The sequence below is a fragment of the Bifidobacterium merycicum DSM 6492 genome (genome assembly GCF_900129045.1).
Classification (GTDB): domain Bacteria; phylum Actinomycetota; class Actinomycetes; order Actinomycetales; family Bifidobacteriaceae; genus Bifidobacterium; species Bifidobacterium merycicum.
Genome location: NZ_FQTX01000001.1, coordinates 404,988 through 422,975, shown reverse-complemented (window position 1 = coordinate 422,975; position 17,988 = coordinate 404,988). Strand labels below are relative to the sequence as shown.

The 17,988-nt window shown below is 58.0% G+C and carries 15 protein-coding genes and 1 pseudogene; 4 read left to right on the top strand and 12 right to left on the bottom strand.

Going from position 1 to position 17,988, the window contains the following annotated elements:
- Nucleotides 1–110 precede the first annotated feature (110 nt).
- From pflB to BUB29_RS01650, 7 genes are all read right to left on the bottom strand, one after another.
- The gene (gene pflB / locus BUB29_RS01680; RefSeq protein ID WP_033522940.1) at nucleotides 111–2,486 is read right to left on the bottom strand and encodes a formate C-acetyltransferase; all 2,376 of its coding nucleotides are present in this window, start codon (nucleotides 2,484–2,486) and stop codon (nucleotides 111–113) included.
- A 182-nt stretch (nucleotides 2,487–2,668) separates the two neighbouring features.
- Nucleotides 2,669–2,857, bottom strand: coding sequence for a hypothetical protein (locus tag BUB29_RS01675; protein WP_033522941.1), 189 nt, complete (start codon nucleotides 2,855–2,857; stop codon nucleotides 2,669–2,671).
- A 3-nt stretch (nucleotides 2,858–2,860) separates the two neighbouring features.
- A complete protein-coding gene (locus BUB29_RS01670) occupies nucleotides 2,861–4,558 on the bottom strand; it encodes an NAD+ synthase (protein ID WP_033522942.1) in 1,698 nt (565 codons plus the stop codon).
- A gap of 35 nt (nucleotides 4,559–4,593) precedes the next feature.
- Entirely contained in the window at nucleotides 4,594–5,742 is a 1,149-nt protein-coding gene (locus BUB29_RS01665) for a M20 metallopeptidase family protein (RefSeq protein WP_033522943.1), read from the bottom strand.
- Nucleotides 5,743–5,875: 133 nt separating this feature from the next.
- On the bottom strand, nucleotides 5,876–6,553 hold the full coding sequence (locus BUB29_RS01660; protein ID WP_033522944.1) for a methionine ABC transporter permease: 678 nt from the start codon (nucleotides 6,551–6,553) through the stop codon (nucleotides 5,876–5,878).
- 14 nt (nucleotides 6,554–6,567) lie between these two features.
- Complete coding sequence (locus BUB29_RS01655; protein WP_033522945.1) at nucleotides 6,568–7,689, bottom strand: methionine ABC transporter ATP-binding protein; 1,122 nt, start codon at nucleotides 7,687–7,689, stop codon at nucleotides 6,568–6,570.
- A gap of 129 nt (nucleotides 7,690–7,818) precedes the next feature.
- Nucleotides 7,819–8,784, bottom strand: a complete 966-nt coding sequence (locus BUB29_RS01650) for a MetQ/NlpA family ABC transporter substrate-binding protein (protein WP_033522946.1) — start codon at nucleotides 8,782–8,784, stop codon at nucleotides 7,819–7,821.
- A gap of 303 nt (nucleotides 8,785–9,087) precedes the next feature.
- Between BUB29_RS01650 and BUB29_RS01645 the strand changes: the two genes are divergently transcribed.
- Nucleotides 9,088–9,891: a Cof-type HAD-IIB family hydrolase gene (locus BUB29_RS01645; RefSeq protein ID WP_081888416.1), complete on the top strand. Its 804-nt coding sequence runs from the start codon at nucleotides 9,088–9,090 to the stop codon at nucleotides 9,889–9,891.
- Nucleotides 9,892–10,076: 185 nt separating this feature from the next.
- Here the strand turns inward: BUB29_RS01645 and pcp are convergent, their stop codons facing one another.
- From pcp to BUB29_RS01625, 4 genes are all read right to left on the bottom strand, one after another.
- On the bottom strand, nucleotides 10,077–10,727 hold the full coding sequence (gene pcp, locus BUB29_RS01640; protein WP_033522947.1) for a pyroglutamyl-peptidase I: 651 nt from the start codon (nucleotides 10,725–10,727) through the stop codon (nucleotides 10,077–10,079).
- Between the two features lie 78 nt (nucleotides 10,728–10,805).
- Entirely contained in the window at nucleotides 10,806–11,750 is a 945-nt protein-coding gene (locus BUB29_RS01635) for a DUF979 domain-containing protein (protein ID WP_033522948.1), read from the bottom strand.
- Nucleotides 11,751–11,753: 3 nt separating this feature from the next.
- Nucleotides 11,754–12,452: a 5-oxoproline transporter, DUF969 family subunit gene (locus BUB29_RS01630; RefSeq protein WP_268751043.1), complete on the bottom strand. Its 699-nt coding sequence runs from the start codon at nucleotides 12,450–12,452 to the stop codon at nucleotides 11,754–11,756.
- Nucleotides 12,453–12,686: 234 nt separating this feature from the next.
- Nucleotides 12,687–13,556 carry a putative ABC transporter permease gene (locus tag BUB29_RS01625; RefSeq protein ID WP_033522950.1) on the bottom strand — a complete coding sequence of 290 codons (870 nt, stop codon included), beginning with the start codon at nucleotides 13,554–13,556 and terminating at the stop codon, nucleotides 12,687–12,689.
- Nucleotides 13,557–13,646: 90 nt separating this feature from the next.
- Between BUB29_RS01625 and BUB29_RS09890 the strand changes: the two genes are divergently transcribed.
- Complete coding sequence (locus tag BUB29_RS09890) at nucleotides 13,647–13,784, top strand: hypothetical protein (RefSeq protein WP_162832077.1); 138 nt, start codon at nucleotides 13,647–13,649, stop codon at nucleotides 13,782–13,784.
- A gap of 69 nt (nucleotides 13,785–13,853) precedes the next feature.
- On the opposite strand, the pseudogene BUB29_RS01620 reads toward BUB29_RS09890, so the two are convergent.
- Nucleotides 13,854–14,120: pseudogene (locus tag BUB29_RS01620) on the bottom strand (Fic family protein); the annotation flags it as partial.
- Between the two features lie 718 nt (nucleotides 14,121–14,838).
- Here BUB29_RS01620 and BUB29_RS01615 point away from each other — a divergent pair.
- Together BUB29_RS01615 and BUB29_RS01610 are read left to right on the top strand one after the other, a co-directional pair.
- On the top strand, nucleotides 14,839–16,695 hold the full coding sequence (locus BUB29_RS01615; protein WP_033522951.1) for an McrB family protein: 1,857 nt from the start codon (nucleotides 14,839–14,841) through the stop codon (nucleotides 16,693–16,695).
- Nucleotides 16,670–17,986, top strand: a complete 1,317-nt coding sequence (locus BUB29_RS01610) for a 5-methylcytosine restriction system specificity protein McrC (RefSeq protein WP_033523016.1) — start codon at nucleotides 16,670–16,672, stop codon at nucleotides 17,984–17,986. The genes BUB29_RS01615 and BUB29_RS01610 overlap by 26 nt, the downstream gene beginning before the upstream one ends.
- Nucleotides 17,987–17,988: the final 2 nt, after the last annotated feature.

The following is a 17,988-nucleotide window of genomic DNA, read 5'->3' as shown; positions in this document are numbered from 1 at the left end:
GTCATTATGCAAAGGGGCGGAACCGTTCCAGCTCCGCCCCTCGCTTTCGTTCACGCCGCGCGATGCGGCGTCATCGGCTATTCGTCAGCCGATCCGGTCGATAGGCCGGATCAGTCGACCACCGCACCCTGATGGAAGGTACGGCTGATCACGTCGAGCTGCTGCTCCTTGGTGAGCTTGACGAAGTTCACCGCGTAGCCGGAGACGCGCACGGTCAGGTGCGGGTACTTCTCCGGGTGCTCGACGGCATCCTCGAGCTGCTCCTTGCGCAGCACGTTGATGTTGGCGTGGTACAGGCCGTGGCCGTTGCCGGCGTCCAGAATGCCCACCAGGTTGGTGATGCGCTCGGCCTCGTCGCGGCCCAGACCATCGGGGGTGATGGTGTTGGTCAGCGAGATGCCGTCAAGGGCGTCGTTGTAGTCGATCTTGCCGACGGAGAACATGGACGGCAGCATGCCGTGGGAGTCCATACCGTTCTCCGGGTTCGCGCCCGGAGCGTACGGGGTGCCCTTCTTGTGGCCGGACGGGAAGGCGCCGGTGGCCTTGCCGTATTCCACGTTGGAGGTGATGGTCAGGATGGACTGGGTCGGGACGGCGCCACGGTAGACGGGCAGGCGCTTGACCTGACCCATCACGGTGGAGACGACCCACTTGGCGATGTCGTCGGCGCGGTCGTCGTCGTTGCCGTAGATCGGGAACTCGCCTTCGGTACGGTAGCCGACGATCAGATCGTCATCGGCGCCTTCGACGTACTCGTCCTCATGGCCCGGCGTGGTCTTGGCGTCCTTGTTGTAGATCGGGTAGACCTTGGCGTACTTGCAGGCGGACAGGGAGTCGGCCGCGATGGACAGGCCGGACATGCCGCAGCCGAGGGTGCGGTAGACCTCCTTGTCGTGCAGGGCCATCTCGATGGACTCGTAGGCGTACTTATCGTGCATGTAATGGATGATGTTCAGCGCCATCACATAGGTTTCGGACAGCCATTCGAGGGCCTTCTCGTAGTTGGCCTTGACCTTCTCGTAATCCAGGGTGCCGTCGGCTTTCGGCTTGATCGGATCGATCACGCCCTTGTCGATCACCTGCATGCCGGTCATTTCGTCGCGGCCACCGTTGATGGCGTACAGCAGGGCCTTCGCGGAGTTCACGCGGGCGGCGAAGAACTGCATCTGCTTGCCCACGCGCATCGGGGAGACGCAGCATGCAATGGCGGCGTCATCGCCCCAGTGGCCACGGATTTCCTTATCGGACTCGTACTGGATGGCGGAGGTGTCGATGGAGATCTTGGCGCAGAAACGCTTGTAGGCTTCCGGCAGCTTCGGATCCCAGAAAATGGTGATGTTCGGTTCGGGGCCGGGTCCGAGGTGCTCGAGGGTCAGGGTGTTGAGCAAACGGAACGAGGTCTTGGTGACCAGGGTACGGCCGTCGTCGCCGAAGCCGGCGTCGGACCAGGTCGCCCAGTACGGATCGCCGGAGAAGATGGCGTCGTAATCCTTGGTACGCAGGAAGCGCACGATGCGCAGCTTCATGACCAAGTTGTCGATGAGCTCCTGGGCGCCTTCCTCGGTGAGCTTGCCAGCCTTCATGTCGCGCTCGATGTAGATGTCGAAGAAGTCGGAGACGCGGCCGAAGGACATGGCGGCGCCGTCCTGGCTCTTGACGGAGGCGAGGTAGCCCATGTAGGTCCACTGCACGGCTTCCTGGGCGGTCTGAGCCGGGCGGGACAGATCCAGACCGTACTCGTTGCCGAGGTTGATGAGCTGCTTGAGGGCCTTGATCTGCTCGTCATGCTCCTCACGGAAGCGGATCCAGTGCTCGATCTCCGGCTCGGTGAAATCGTTGCGGTACGGCACGGAATCCTTGTCGCGCTGCTTGAACTTGATCAGGGCGTTGACGCCGTACAGGGCCACACGACGGTAGTCGCCGATGATACGGCCACGGCCGTAGGCATCCGGCAGGCCGGTGAGGATCTTGTTGTGGCGGGCGACCTTGATCTGCTTGGTGTACACGCCGAAGACGCCATCGTTGTGGGTCTTGCGGTACTTGGTGAAGATCTTCTTGATCTGCGGGTCGGGTTCCTTGCCGGCCTCGCGGATGGCCTGCTCGACCATGCGCCAGCCGCCGTTCGGCATCATGGCGCGCTTGCAGGGAACGTCGGTCTGCAGGCCGACGATCACGTTATCGACTTCGGGGGAATCGATGTAGCCGGCCGGGAAGGCGTCGATGCCGGCCGGGGTGTGGGTGTCCACGTCGTACACGCGCTGCTTGCGTTCGACGGCCAGGTAGTTGTCGTCGAGGTACTTCCACAGATGCTTGGTCTTGTCGGTGGCGTTGGCGAGGAAGGTTTCGTCGCCTTCGTACGGGGTGTAATTCTTCTGGATGAAGTCACGGACATCGATGTCCGACTGCCAGTTGCCACCCGTGAAGCCGTCCCACGCCTTTGCGTTCAGCTCCTCCTGGGTAGGTGCAGATGCTTCAACTGCTGTCATATCCACTCCTTGGTGTTGCTAAGAGGCGGCGCTCCTGTATGCCGCGCTATCCCCCAGTGTAGTGGCTGACTTGGGGCGAACCCCGCAAAAGAAGAGTGAGCTATATCACATTTCCGCACGTCGCGATGGACGGGAAAAGGGGAAGCCGAACAACGGCTTCCCCTTCCTCCAAGGGTGGGGACTCAGTCGGAATCGCCGCCCCAACGACGGTCCTGTTCCTCCCAACGGCGATTGCGTTCGCGCACGATCTTCCATGCGTTCATGGCATCCTCACGGCTGTCGTACGGTCCCATGCGCCTGTCGATCGGCGAAAGCGGGCCAAGCTCGGGTTCGCCGGTGACCATGTTGAAATACCATTTCCGTTTACCCATGGCTTACTCCCTGAACGCGCTGGTGATAGGGAGCCTGCGGTCGCGGCCGAAGGCCAATGCCGTCACCTTCGGCCCGAGCGGATACTGGCGGCGCTTCCATTCGGCGCGGTCCACGAGACGCATCACCGTGTCCACGGTCGCCTCGTCGAAGCCGTCGGCCAACAGGTCGGCGCGGCCGTGCGCCTTCTCGATGTATGCGGCGAGCACCCGGTCAAGCAGCTCGTATTCAGGCAGCGAGTCGGAATCCTTCTGCCCGGGGCGCAGCTCGGCGGATGGGGCCTTCTCGATCGAGTTGACGGGGATCATCACGCCGTCGCGCAGCGGCACCCCGGCGCTCCCCCGCTCGTTGCCGACGATATGCAGGCCACCTACGCCCATGCCTTCGGCGGCAACCTTGTTACGCCAGCGCGCCAGCTCCCACACGCGTGTCTTGAGCAGATCCTTAATCGGCGCGTAACCGCCTACGGCGTCGCCGTAGATGGTCGAATAGCCGCAGGCGAGCTCCGACTTGTTGCCGGTGGCAACGGCCAGCAGACCCTTCGCGTTGGAGTAGGCCATGACGATCACGCCGCGGATGCGGGCTTGCAGGTTCTCGGCGGCCACGCCGTCGAGGTGGAGCTGATGCTGGTAGGCCTCGAACAATGGCTCGATGGGCTGGATGTCGTAATGCGCCCCGATGTTCTCGGCCAGATCGGCCGCATCGTCCTTGGAACCGTCCGAGGAGTACATGCTCGGCATGGAGATGCCGTACACGCGGGAACCGCCGCACGCATCCGCCGCCATAGCCGCGACAAGGGCGGAATCGATGCCGCCGGACAGGCCGAGCGTCACGCCGGTGAACCGGTTCTTGGCCATGTAATCCTTCAGACCGAGCACGCAGGCGGTGTACACCTCCTCGTCCGGATCGGGCTTGCCTGCGATGCTGCCTGCCAGCTGCTTGGCCGCGGCCGTGTTGATGTTGATGTACGACAGGTCCTCCATGAACATCGGGGACCGTTCGAGCAGCGTGCCGTCGGCGTCGACCACGAAGCTGCCGCCGTCGAAGACGAGATCGTCCTGGCCACCCACCTGGTTGACGTAGATCAGCGGCGCGTCCACTTCGGCCGCGCGGCGGCGGGCCAGCGCGAAGCGGGTGTCGGTCTTGCCTTCCTCATACGGCGAACCGTTGATGGTCAGCAGCACGTCGATGCCGCGTTCGGCGAGTTCGGCGACCGGACCGCCATCCTGCCAGATGTCCTCGCAGATGGCGACGCCGACCTTGACGCCGTCGACGTCGAGCACCACGGATTTCTCGCCGGGGGTGAAGATGCGGAACTCGTCGAAGACGCCGTAGTTCGGCAGGAAATGCTTGTCATAGCCGGACCACACCACGCCGTCGTGCAATACGACGAGACGGTTGAGCGGCTTGCCATGCTCACGGTCGGTGCCGACCGTGCCGACGACGACGAACAGGTCGCCGAGCCCATCGGCTTCGAGTTCGGTGGCGAGCCAGTTGGCCTTGTTCCATGCGGCGGTGCGGAAGGTGGCGCGTAGGGCGAGATCCTCGATGGGATAGCCGGTGAGCGTCATTTCGGGGAACGCCACCACCTTCGCGTGGTTGGCGGCGGCGTTGCGGGCGTATTGCAGGACCTTGTCGGCGTTGCCGTCAAGGTCGCCGACGCAGGTGTCGATCTGTGCGAGTGCGAAGCGAATATCAGTCATGCCTGTAAGTCTACTTGCGTGAGGAAACCGGCGGTTCAGGCGAGTTCCTTGAGCAGGCGCAGGGCCGTGTTGACGTAGAATTCCACGCCCGCCTGCAGCGCCTCGTCGAAGCCGACGAACTGGGGGCTGTGCCAATCATGATGGCCGGGCTTGCCGTTCGAGCCGATGAAGGCGAACACAGGGCGGGTCACCTTGGCGAATTCCGCGAAATCCTCGCCGGCCATGGACGGGCGGATCGGCTGAAGGTCGGCGTAGTCGGGCACGTCCGCGGCCACGAGCTTCGCCAGATCGGGATCGGAGACCATCGGGTCCTGGAAGTCATCCCAGTCGATGTCGGCGGTGATGCCGTACCCGGCGGCGATGGATTCGACCTGGCTGCGGAAGCGGCGTTCGGCGAGTTCGCCGTCCTCCTTGTAGAAGTAGCGCACGGTGCCCATGAATCCGGCTTCGGCCGGCACCACGTTCCACACGTCGCCGCCATGCACTTCGGTGACGGACAGCACCAGCGGATGGAACGGGCTCGTGTTGCGGCTCACGATGGTCTGCAGGCTCAGGATCATGGAGGCGAGCGCCTCCAGCGGGCCGGTGCCCATGTGCGGGTAGCCGGCGTGGGTGCCTTCGGCGTGCAGGTTCACGTGGAATTCCACGCAACCGGCCATCATCGGCTCGACGCCGACGGCGATCTGGCCGGGCGCGTAGTCGGGGTTGTTGTGGGTGCCGATGATGGCGTCCACGTCGTCGACGACGCCGGATGCGATTACGTGGCGGGCGCCGCGCCCGGTCTCCTCGGCGGGCTGGAACAGGATCTTGATGGATCCGGCGATGCGGTCGCGGTGGTCGGCCAGCCAGAACGCCGCGCCGAGCAGGAAACTCATGTGCAGGTCGTGACCGCAGCCGTGCATCACGCCGTCGTTTTCGGAGCTGAATTCCAGTCCGGTGCTCTCCTGGATGGGCAGGCCGTCGATGTCGGCGCGCAGGGCGATGCGCGGGCCGGGCTTGGTTCCTTCGATCAGGCCGACGAGCCCGGTCTGCAGCGGGGTGTCGAGCACTTCGATGCCGTGGGCGCGCAGCTGGTCGGCCAGGTAGGCGGTGGTGGAGGTTTCCTTGAAGCTGCGTTCGGGGTGGCGATGCAGGTAGTGGCGGATCTCGACGAGTTCCGGGGTGGTTTCGATATGTTCGCTCATGATGGTTCCTGGTTTCTCCGAAATGGTTTCGGTTGTGTGGTTAGTGGGTTGCGATTGAAAGGTTATATGGCGTGCGATGGCGGCGGATAGCATTCCGGCCCCCGTTTGCGGGAGCCGGAAGTCGTGGGTCGCGTCAGCGTTTGAGCAGGTGCTTGGCCACCGAATTGGCGATGCCCTGCACGACTTGGACGAGGATGATCATGATGATCACGGCAGTCCAGGTCACGGTCTGGTCGAACTTCTGGTAGCCGTAGGCGATGGCGAAGTTGCCGAGGCCGCCGCCTCCGATGTAGCCGGCCATGGCGGACATGTCGAGCACGCTGATGAACAGGAAGGCGTAGGCGAGGATGAGCGGGGCCAGCGCTTCGGGGATGAGCACGGTGCGCACGATGGTGAACTTGGATGCGCCCATGGAACGCGCGGCTTCGATGATGCCGGGGTCGACGGGCACGAGGTTCTGTTCGACGAGTCGCGAGGTGGCGACGGTGCACATGACCACCATAGGGAAGATGGCGGCCGTCGTGCCGATGGAGGTGCCCACCACCTTGATGGTCAGCGGCTGCATGGCCGCGAGGAAGATGATGAATGGTATCGGTCGGATGATGTTCACGATGATGTCGAGGACGCGGTACACCACGGCGTTCTCGAACAGGTTGCCCGGTCGCGTGCCGTACAACACCACGCCCAACACCAATCCGAGGAATCCGCCGATGAGAAGCGTGACCACCACCATTTCCAGGGTCTGGGCGACGGACTGGACCAGCAGCGGGGTCAGCACGCTCCAATCACTGCGGCTTGCGAGTACGATCATTGTCTCCGCTCCTCTCACTCGTTGCTTCCATCGGCGCGTGCGACGGCCTGCGCGTACGGTACCGGTTCGGCGGCCGTGCCGAAGTCCACGATGTCGCTGTTCTCCTTCAGCTCCCGCAGGAAGGCGTCCAGCCCGTCACCCTTGAAGCCGTAGGTGACCGCGCCGATGGCCGACCCGCGCACCGTGTCGATGCCGCCGTACAGCAGGCTGCTGTCCACACCATGCTTGGCGATGAGCGTCGAGATGTTCTGGCCGGATGCGGCGGTGATCGTCTCCCCGTCCTTCACGTCGCGCTGACGGATCAGCACGGTGACCAGACGTTCCGCCCACTGTTCGCGCATGCGCGCCACCCTGTCCTCGTCCGGGACGCCGTTCAACGCGGTGGCGATGAAACGCTTCGTGACCTGCTGGCGCGGTGCGGCGAACACGTCGTACACGTCGCCCTGTTCCACGACCTTGCCGGAGCTCATGACTGCGACGCGGTTGGCGATCTGCTGCACCACGTTCATCTGATGCGTGATCACCACGATGGTGATGCCCAGTTCCTCGTTCACGCGCTTGAGCAGCGACAGCACTTCGGTGGTGGTTTCCGGATCCAATGCACTGGTGGCCTCATCGGCCAGCAGGATCTTCGGATTGGTGGCCAGTGCGCGGGCGATGCCGACGCGCTGCTTCTGACCGCCGGACAGTTGCGACGGGTATTTGTTCGCATGCTCGCCCAGACCCACGAACTCGAGCAGCTGCTTGACGCGGCGCTCCTGATAGTCCTTGCGCCAATGGTCCAGCTGCAGCGGGTACGCGATGTTCTGCGCCACGGTTTTCGTGGAGAACAGGTTGAACTGCTGAAAGATCATGCCGATCTTCTGGCGGATGGGACGCAGCTTCGCCTCGCTCAACGACGACACTTCGGTGCCAAGCACCGTGACCGTGCCCGAAGTCGGTTTCTCCAATGCGTTGATCAGACGCACGAGGGTGGACTTGCCGGCACCGGAATAGCCGATGATGCCGAAGATGTCGCCCGCGTTGATGGTCAGGCTCACATCGTCCACCGCGCGGGTGGTTTTCGCGGCCTTGCCGGCCTGCTTGAATTCCTTGACCACATGGTCGAAGGAGATGATGGGGGTTTGCTCTGTCATACCGTCACTTTCGTTCAGCGGTTTCACGCCGTTGTAGAACTTACAACTACACCTTGTCGAACGGGGGCATGATACACGGAACGCCCCCTCGGTGTGGGCGAGGGAGCGTTCATGCATGCCGGCATGGGATCATTCGGCGGACTTGGCGTCCTTCTCGATCTGGGCCAGGTAGCTCTGCAGCTCGGAGGGGGTGAACTTGTCGGCGAACACCGCGGTGCCGCCGGAGTTCTCCTGCAGCTTGTCGAGCACGCTCTTGGTCTGGAAGATCTCGACGACCTTCTTGTAGATTTCGTTGTTCACATCGGCCTTACGGGTGGCGAAGATGTTGATGTAGGGGTGGGCTTCCTCGGATTCGGCGTTGTCCTGGTAGATCGCGTCGGTGGGCTTGAGGCCGGCGTCGGCGACGTAATCGTTGTTGATCACGCCTGCGGAGACCTGCGGGTCCTTGAGGGAGTTGGCGACCTGTTCGGCCTTCAACGGGGTCACCTTGACCTTGGACTTGGCGGTGTCGACGTCCTGCGGGGTGGTGAACGCGGTCCAATCGCCCTTCAGGGTGACGAGGCCGGCGGCCTTCAGCACGCCGATGGCGCGGGCCTGATTGGTCTCATCGTTCGGGATGGCGACGGTGGAACCTGCCGGGATGTCCTTGATGTTCTTGTACTTGCTGGAGTACACGCCCAGCGGGTAGATGGCGACGCCGCCGATCGGCTGCAGGTCCTTGTTGTTCTTGACGTTGTAGTTGGCGAGGTACAGCAGATGCTGGAATTCGTTGAGGTCGAGCTCGCCGGAGTCGACGGCCGGGTTCTCGGAGGTGTAGTCCTGGAAGTCGACGATGTCGACGTACAGGTTCTGCTTCTCGGCCTGCTTCTTGAATTCGACCCACTGCGGGTCGGTGGCGCCCACGACGCCGATCTTCACCGGATTGTCCTTGGTGCCCTTTTCGGCGGTCTTGTTGCCGCCGAACGCGCGGACGCCGAAGAAGGCGCCGACCGCGATCAGGGCGATCACGACCACGGCGATGATGATGTTGCGGGTGGTGTGGTTCACGCGCACCGGCTCTTCGCCGTTCACCGGCTGGGGAGCTTCCTGAGTCATGGTTTCTTTTCCTCTCTCGTAAACGTGTGCCATCCGGGGCACGGGAGTTGCCACCGCACCGTCCGAACGTTACCGTGCTCTACCATAAACGACGTTCGCGCCCTGACTCGTCGAAAACGGTGAATTGGCTTATCGGCGTTCGTTATAGCGCGTGTTCGAACGCGGGAATGCCGCTGTTCCGCGCCCCGCTGGCGGCAAGCCCGTCCTCCGTGGGCGAACGCACCGTCGGGGGTGTGTCCTTCTCCCCCGTCCGTTCATAGAATGATGTACGACGAATCACCCGCGATCATGAAAGGCACATTCATGGCTTCGACCGATATCAAGGCCGCTTTCTTCGACATCGACGGCACGCTGACCAGTTTCGTGACGCATGTCGTACCCGAATCGACGATCGAGGCGCTGCGCCAGTTGAAGGCGCGCGACGTGCGCGTGTTCATCTGCTCGGGTCGCGCGCCGTCCGTCATGGGTGTGGTGCTCGACACCATTCCCGTCGAATTCGACGGCATCGTGGGGATCAACGGCCAATACTGCGTCGACGGCAACGGGTTCCTGGAGAAGGAACCACTCGCCAAGGAGGATATCGCCACCGTCCTCGACTGGCTCGACGGGCATCCCAACGTCATCTCCAACTTCTGCGAGTCCGATTACGTCTACTTCAACCATTCCAACGAGACCTTGGCCGCGACGTGGCGAAGCCTGGGCAAAACCGCGCCCAAGATCTATTTCGACGATCCGCATGAGCGCACGCTGCGTTACGAGACGTTCCAGATCAGCCCGTATATCGACGAGCGTACGGAAGCGGAGCTCGTCTCCCTGTGCCCGCATATCCGGGGAACCCGCTGGCATCCGGACTTCGTGGATCTCATCGCCGCCGACGGCGGCAAGGCGAAGGGCATCGAACGCTTCCTGCGGCATTACGGTTGGGACCGCGAGCAGACGATCTCCTTCGGCGACGGCGGCAACGACGTGGACATGCTGGAATACACGGGCATCGGCGTGGCCATGGGCAACGCGACCGAAGCGCCCAAGAGCGTGGCCGACTATGTGACCGACGATGTGGATCATGACGGCATCATGAACGCGTTGAAGCATTTCAGCATCCTCTGACGGCGCTATGGCCCCGACGGCACATGCCACCGGGAGAGCACACGATATACGAAAAAACGGTGTCGGGTCTGCGGGCTTCCCTAATCGCCCAGCAGACCCGGCACCGTTTTTCGATCAGCATCCGACCGTCCTGCCCGCCGCAGCATGCACCGCACTTGCAGCGGGGTTCGGCATGGCCTTTTCTCCTAATGGGTCTCCCCCATTGCGATCGCCGTAGCCGAATCCTCGTTCTTCACGGCGGCTTCGATCGCATATTCCAACGCCTTGGCCATATCGTGCAACGGCATGCACGGCGTGCCATTGGGTTTGCCAACCACCTGCTGCGGCGCGAACGGCACATGAATGAATCCGCCACGAATGCCGGGAAAACGCCGATCCAACAGGTAGAGCATGTTGTACATCACGCTGTTGCACACGTAGGTGCCGGCCGTATACGACACGAACGCCGGCAGATTGTGGGCACGCACGTTACCGACCATGGCCTTGACAGGAACCGTGGCGAAATAGGCGGTGTCGCCATCCGTACGCAGCGGGGTACCAAGCGGCTGCTCGCCGTCATTATCGGGAATGCGCGCCTCGGCAAGATTGATGGCCACCTGTTCCACGGTGAGCGTACTGCGGCCACCCGCCTGCCCAACACTGATGACGATGTCGGGATGTTCGCGTTCCAACGCCTGTTCGATGGCGACAGCGCTGCGCGTGAACGCGGTGGGAATCTCCTGTTTGACAATCCTGGCGCCCGCGATCTCACCGGGCAGCAGCTTCACCGCCTCATACGCCGGATTGACGGTCTCGCCGCCGAAAGGGTCGAATCCTGTTACCAATACCGTTGCCATATTTGTCTCCTTAAAACATTGAGGTGTGGTTGATTGTTTGAGTGTGATTGCCGTCGATGCGCTTAGCTGCCGCGCCGGTCAACTTGCGATGAGCATGTACACGATCTGCACGCTGATCATGACCAGCGCCGGCAGTATCTGATTCCTGATCACGCCCATGCGATCCTTCATCTCAAGCAACGCGACCGGTACGATGTTGAAGTTCGCGGCCATCGGCGTAAGCAACGTACCGCAGTAGCCGCAGGTGAGCGCCAGCACGCCCACGACCGCAGGATTGGCTCCGAAGGCGAGCACGAACGGGGCGCCGATGCCTACGATCAGCACCGTGATGGCGGCAAAGGCGTTGCCCATGACCATGGTGAAGAGCATCATGCCGACGGCAAGCACCACGATGCCGATGGTCACATTGCCTTTGGGGATGATGCCGCCGGCCAGTTTCGAGATCGCATGTCCGACGCCGGCTTGCGTGAAGATCGCGCCGAGGCTGGCCAGCAGCATCGGCAGCATGCTGAGCGGCCCCATCGCACTGAGCAGACGCTCGGAGTCATCCAGAAACACCCTTGGCGTATTGGCATGGTTCAGCGCCATAAGAATGCCGGCCGATGCCATGACTCCGATACAGCACCCGGCCAGGGCTCCGATGCTGGGAATCAGCGCGCCGATCATGGCTCCCACGCCAATGGATAATGCCGGTATGAAGATCCTCATGCCGATCCTGGCGAAGTTTCCGCTGCTTTCCCGCTTGCCTGGAACGGATGACTTGCCGTTCCCGACACGACGCAGAATCGCAGGAATGGCCATGAGTGTGATCAGAGCCCCGTCCACTGTGGCGGGTATCCACCGTCCGAAGGCGATGACCACGCCCAGAAGACTCCAGAACATGCAGGTGCCGTACCGTGTCGGATTCGACCTGTCACGGAGGTTGCGCACGCCGGTGTAGATGACGATCAGCCCCATGATGATGAAGAACACTTCAAGTATTTTGGCGCCGATGGTGTTGGAGGGGTTGGTAAAGAACGACATGACTCAGCCTTTCTGAACGCTTGCGGCCGCGGTGCCGGAAACGGCGGCATCGCCGTAGTACATGACGCGCAGATGGCGATCTTTGATGATGTAGTATGCGGCGGTTGTTCCAACGGCGATGACGGCCACCGGAATCTCGATCAACGCCATGCGCAGCAAATCGACGTTGTAGCCCAAAGGTTTCAACGTCGATTGGACCAGCAATGCGCCGCCGGTACCCACGAACAGCATCTGCCCGAAGAACCATGCGACGTTCTCCATGCCGGCGGCCATGCCCTTGAGCTCCTCGACGTATTCTTCCCTGGGCTTATAGCCCGCCGCTTCGATGGCGCCGACGGCCATCGGCATGATGATGGGCCGAACGAATCCGGCCACGCCGCCGAACCCTACGTTGAACGCGGCGAACACCACACGCATCATGCCGTACAATGCGATGACGATGCCGGGCGTGGCATGCTTCGCCTTGCCGATCAGCGCCGCTGCGGCTTCCTTCAAGCCGTTGCGTTCCAACGTGCCCACCACCAGCAGAATGATGATGAACACTGCCATGCTCCTATTGCTTACGAACGACGAGCCGAGCGTGGCAAGAAACCCGTCGACGCCGATGCCGCCTACCAGGGCGGTGACGATTGCGGCTGCGAAGATGATGAGAATTGCATCAAGCTTCAACACAAAACCGACAATTACAATTAATATGCCCAATAATACTAGGTAGTCCAATAGCCCGATTCCTTTCTGCGAATATGAGAAAACGATTGCGACTCGACAAAAACAGCCGAGGTGACGATCGGAGATGAGGGATACCGCCAACTTTACATGGTTCGCCAACGCCGAACGCCGCAAACCGTCAAAATATCGCTCTACGCGCTATTGCACTCCCCATACGCGGCAAACATCGCAGTCTCTGCCGCCGCACGGCGGCAGCCGATAGAACCGTTAACGTTCCAGCAGCTTGTGGATACGGTCGGTCAACTCACGACGCGCCGACGAACGCAGGGAGGGGAACGCCCGAAGCAGACGAATCTGCTGGCGGCTCAGCGCACGGCGCACATGTTCCCCGGTAAGCCTATCCAACGCCGCGGCCTCGCCCTTGCGCCCAACCGCCCGAATATCAAGAATCGCATCGTCGATGCGGTCGCGGGCCTGGTCAAGACGATCCCGCGCGGAACGCTGCGCCTGCGCGAGACGCTGTTCCATACGCACATTCGCCTCGGCCATATCGCTATTCGCCTTGTCGATCGCCTCCAAACGACCGGCCTTGACATCCTCGCCAAGCCGCGCGAGCCTATTATCCATATCGGCCATGCCCATGGTGCTGATCAGCCAATCGACGAAAGCCACAGCCAGCAGGCCCCAAGCCGCGATGTGCAGCCAAGGCTGCGGCATGGCGGCAGTGAGATGCGCGAGCCCGGGTTGCACAACCAGCTTGATCAGCGTGGCTCCAGCACCGAACGCCAGAAAGCCGTTCAGATAGACACGGCCATTGACGTTGAACGGCTTATCGGTGTAATCCCAAAGCCGAATGCGGAACAGACGCTCATATTGCCACGACACCACGTATTCCAAAGTGCAGGCGATAACGCCACTGCCCAGAAACAAGGCCACCGGATTGGTCACATCATGCAGCAGCAGAATGACCAGCAGCGCGCCGTTGCCGTAAATCGGGCAGATCGGGCCATTCAACGCCCCTCGATCCACCCACTTGTGTTTCAGCACCAGATTAAGCCCGGTCTCCCATACCCAGCCGATGCACGAGTAGCACATCCACCACAGCACCACCTGTTCCGCAAGATTCAGCAAATCCATGCACCCATCCTACGCCTACACCTGCGCCTTGCAGCCCGGCACACAGGAATCCAGCCCGCCCGACCTCAAGCCCATGAGACACTTAGGACCATGACTACCATCATCATGCGCACCTCGCATGATAATCGTGGCCAGCTGTTTTTGGCCTTATTCCAAGGTTTTCGATTTTTGGGAAACCTGCCGATTACGCTCGTTCTCCACGAGGCACCTACAGGAACCCAAGAATAATCTCATTCTTCTGTGCATATCAGCGGCTTACCGACGCACACGAAAGAAGCATGCGAGTGTTCCCGCGACCTATCTCAGATGGCGAAGCCGCTCGATCAGATCGACGAGCGTCTGTTCCTCCTGTTCCACGCAGTCTAGGAAAATGGAACAGAACGAATCCGTCTTGCTGCCCACCTGCCATGGCTCCAGACCTCGCGCGTATGCCCGACCCGCATCGTATTTGATGGCTGCGGGACGGTATCCGTTCCGCAGCAGCACGAAGTTGAGCAGCTGACAGCCGGTCCGCCCATTGCTATCCATGAACGGATGGATGTTCTCGAACATCGCATGAAAGCCGACGCCCGAGCCCAAAGAGAAAACAAAGAAATCGGACGGAACGCTCCTTGACTAAAACCGAAAAATCTTCGTGACCAATCACGAAACGCCGACTTGACTAAATACATTCGGTTGGGTGTTGCCTGTTTTTGTACATCTAAGGGTTGAAAATCACCGATTTTCAGCGCTGTAAAGCAAGGATAGTAAAAAGGGCGAAATAGTTATCGCTCTCATACAGTTCCTTTGTGAAACAGTGAATCGCTGTATAGTGCATACAGTTCGCTGAGGAGTGCGTATATTTGCAGTCGTGCAAAACACCTCATAAAGCCGCAAAGTCGATAGACGGGCATTTCGATGCAGAGTATGTTCGACACTGTGGAAACTGAAAATCAGCTTGTATTCGCAGAAAAGTTACATTTTAAGGCGGTAAATTTCATATCATATTGAAAACAGACCGCTCCTTGCGATATAACATGTGTACACACTTTTGAGGAGGTGCAGCATGGCTATACCAAAGCTGAAAAAACAGGATGTTTTGATGTCCTGAAATTTATCGATGAAAACGGAGTTCCCGAACATAATACAAGCGCAAAATATGTACTTGTGTCCAAGGATGGGAAAAATATCCGCCGAAGTATGTGGTAGCCGTTGCTGACCATTTGGCAAACAGCACGGATATTTCGACAGAATCCTTTGACAGCGTTTATGCAAAGAACTATCTGGAAAGTTGGGCTTCTCCATGGAGACTAAGCAGCAAGAAAAATTCGAGTTATCTATTACTGCCGAAAACGTCGCGTCAACAGATGAACGCTTTACAATGGATAATCTGAGCCTCGGTGATAACTATAAGCCGCTGGATGCCTGTTTCAAGAGGGCAAATGGAGACGTAATCAAGCGAGCCTACAGCAAAGGCGAAAGAAGAAATTCCAATCAAACCTTGCCCCGCATTGCCTGTCAGGTGTTCGAAAAGCAGCTTGCTGCATTATCGGTTGAGGACAAGGAGAACTTCCCTGTCTGCAGATATAACCCGGACAGCGACGTAATCAGAGGTATTTATGCGAGTGTTGACGATTTCAAGAAGCACCGCAACTCAATAGAGTACCTGACATACGGCTATGACAACGGACGGCAGTTTGTTATCTATTGCTGGAATATCTTCTCTACGATTATCTTCGTTCAGGAATGTTTGAAACGTTTCGGTGAGCCGGGAGATCAGTTTATTTTGACATACCGCGAAAAAGATGGGAAGGAAACCGCAGCGGCAGAAACGGAAGCTGCTGTTCAGGAAGAGCTTGTTCAACAGTTCAGGGGATACCGAAATCCGTTTTCTTCCATGCTGATTGAATCAAAAAATCTGATTTTCAGAGGTGCGCCCGGTACCGGAAAATCTTATCTTGCCAAAGAAATCGCTGCGGACATCATCAGCAATGGGTACTTTGACGATTACACACTTCTTACTGACGAGCAGAAAAAACAGGTTGAGTTCGTTCAGTTCCATCCGAGTTATGACTACTCTGATTTTGTTGAAGGACTAAGACCGAAAATCAATGATGATGGGACAATGGGCTTTGAATTGCAGGATGGCATTTTCAAGAAGTTTGTTGCCCGTGCCAGAAAGAACTATGAGGACTCCCAAAAATCCAGAGAAACCGTAGAAAAGGAAGTCACGGTTCAAGAATCCATGACAGATTTTTTCTCCGGCGTTGAGTTTGGCGTTAACACATTTAAGACGATCAGTGGAAATGAATTTACCATTACCGGCGTGGATGACGGGCATATCCATATTTCCATTCCCGGTAACGCATCTGTCAACAGGCTTGCTCTGAGTTTGGATGAAGTTCGGAAGATGCTGGAATCCGGGCAGAAGTTTGAAAAAATAAAGGATATCACGTCCTTTTTCGGAAAGACGTTTGCTACGCAAGGATACTCCTATGACTTTGCCATCTATAAAGCAATCAAAGCGAAGAAAAGTACAGTTTCAAAAGCAAAGGCAAAACAGGAGAAACTGAAAAAATACATATTCATCATAGATGAAATCAACCGCGGTGAAATTTCAAAGATTTTCGGTGAATTGTTCTTTGCAATAGATCCCGGTTATCGCGGTAAAGCCGGAGAAATCTCCACGCAGTATTCCAATCTGCACTCTGACCCTGGCGAAAAGTTCTATATTCCTGAAAATGTCTATATCATCGGCACCATGAACGATATCGACCGCTCTGTAGACAGCTTTGATTTTGCCATGCGTCGTCGCTTCCGTTTCGTAGAGCTCAGAGCGGATGAGCGCCTTGAGATGCTTGCGTCGCTGGAAAACGAGGAGTTGGAGGCTGAGGCAATCAGAAGGATGACTGCCCTTAACAAGGAAATTGCTGCCGTTGATGATTTGAATGAGAATTATCAAATCGGCGCTTCTTACTTCCTGAAGCTGAAAACACTGGACTTTGACCAGCTTTGGACGGATTATCTGCAACCGCTCCTCCAGGAATACATTCAGGGTATGTACGATGAGGAAGGGATTATGAAACGGTTTGCAAAGGCATATGGCTATCAGCGACAGTCCAGAGGTGATGTACATGAAGCTACTCAGGATCAAGGATAACTCCCAACAGAAAAAAGATGCCTTTTCTCAAGTAGCGAAGCTGACTGGCATAATTGCAGATAAAACATTGGAACAGCTTGAGCGTGAAGGTGTGTTCGTATTTCCCGAAACCGTAAAGGATGCAAAGGATATTACGCAAGATCAGATGATCCTCCAAAGCGTCAATGACACCTATCGCTCCGGCAATGTGATGGGCTTTCTCGGCTACGGTGATGAGCGGCTTGCGATCGCGTCCCGTTTTTGCGGAGAGGGCGAGGATTACTTGTTCCAGTATCTTTTAGACAAAGTTCTGGACTTTCCAAACATCGTGGATTTGGATGCAGACGCCAATCAAGACAATCGGCTGTTCAATTTTCTGCTGTTTCTGTTTCCGCATTACCTTAAAGCGGCGATGCGGAAGGGTTTGTTCAAAAAGTATATCCGCCACAGGTACAATGATGGAAATGTAAAGGGCACGATTGATGTCGCAAGACATATAAAGAAGAACATCCCGTTTGTAGGAAATGTTGCATACAGCCAGCGAGAGTTTTCTTATGATAACAGTCTGATGGAGCTGATGCGGCATACCATAGAGTACATCAAAAGAAAGCCTTACGGGAAAAAACTTCTTATCAAGGTGAAAGACGAGGTAAAACTCGTTATAGATGCGACTCCAGGATATGAACCGTATGACAGGCAGAAAATCATTGAACAGAATAAAAAGAATACCGTCCGCCATGCCTATTTCAGGGAGTATCTCGCTTTGCAGAGGTTGTGTCTTTTGATCCTTCGACACCAGAGACATCAAATTGGTACGGGAGCGAGGCAGATATACGGCATTCTGTTCGATGGTGCATGGCTGTGGGAGGAATATATTAACTTGCTCATTAAAGATATCTTCTACCACCCAATGAACAAGAGTGGCAAAGGCGCTCAGAGACTGTTTGATGGAAATGTAGGATTGATCTATCCTGATTTCATCAGCCGGAATAGCGAACCACGGATCATTGCTGACGCGAAGTATAAGCTCCTTGGCAACATTGGCAATCGAGATTATTTACAAGTGCTTGCCTATATGTTCCGGTTTGATGCAAAGGCTGGTTACTATCTCTATCCAGAAGCGGAATGGTCTGACGATTTGAAATTGTGGTTGAATCGTGGTTCGACCTATGAGAAAAATGTCGTGCCGCGTGATGACATCAGCATTACCAAGCATGGCCTGAAAATTCCCATGGATGCGCAGAATTATTCAGAGTTTACCGCAAAGATGAAGGTTCAGGAGCAGGAATTTACAAGCGTATTCTATGCCTGATT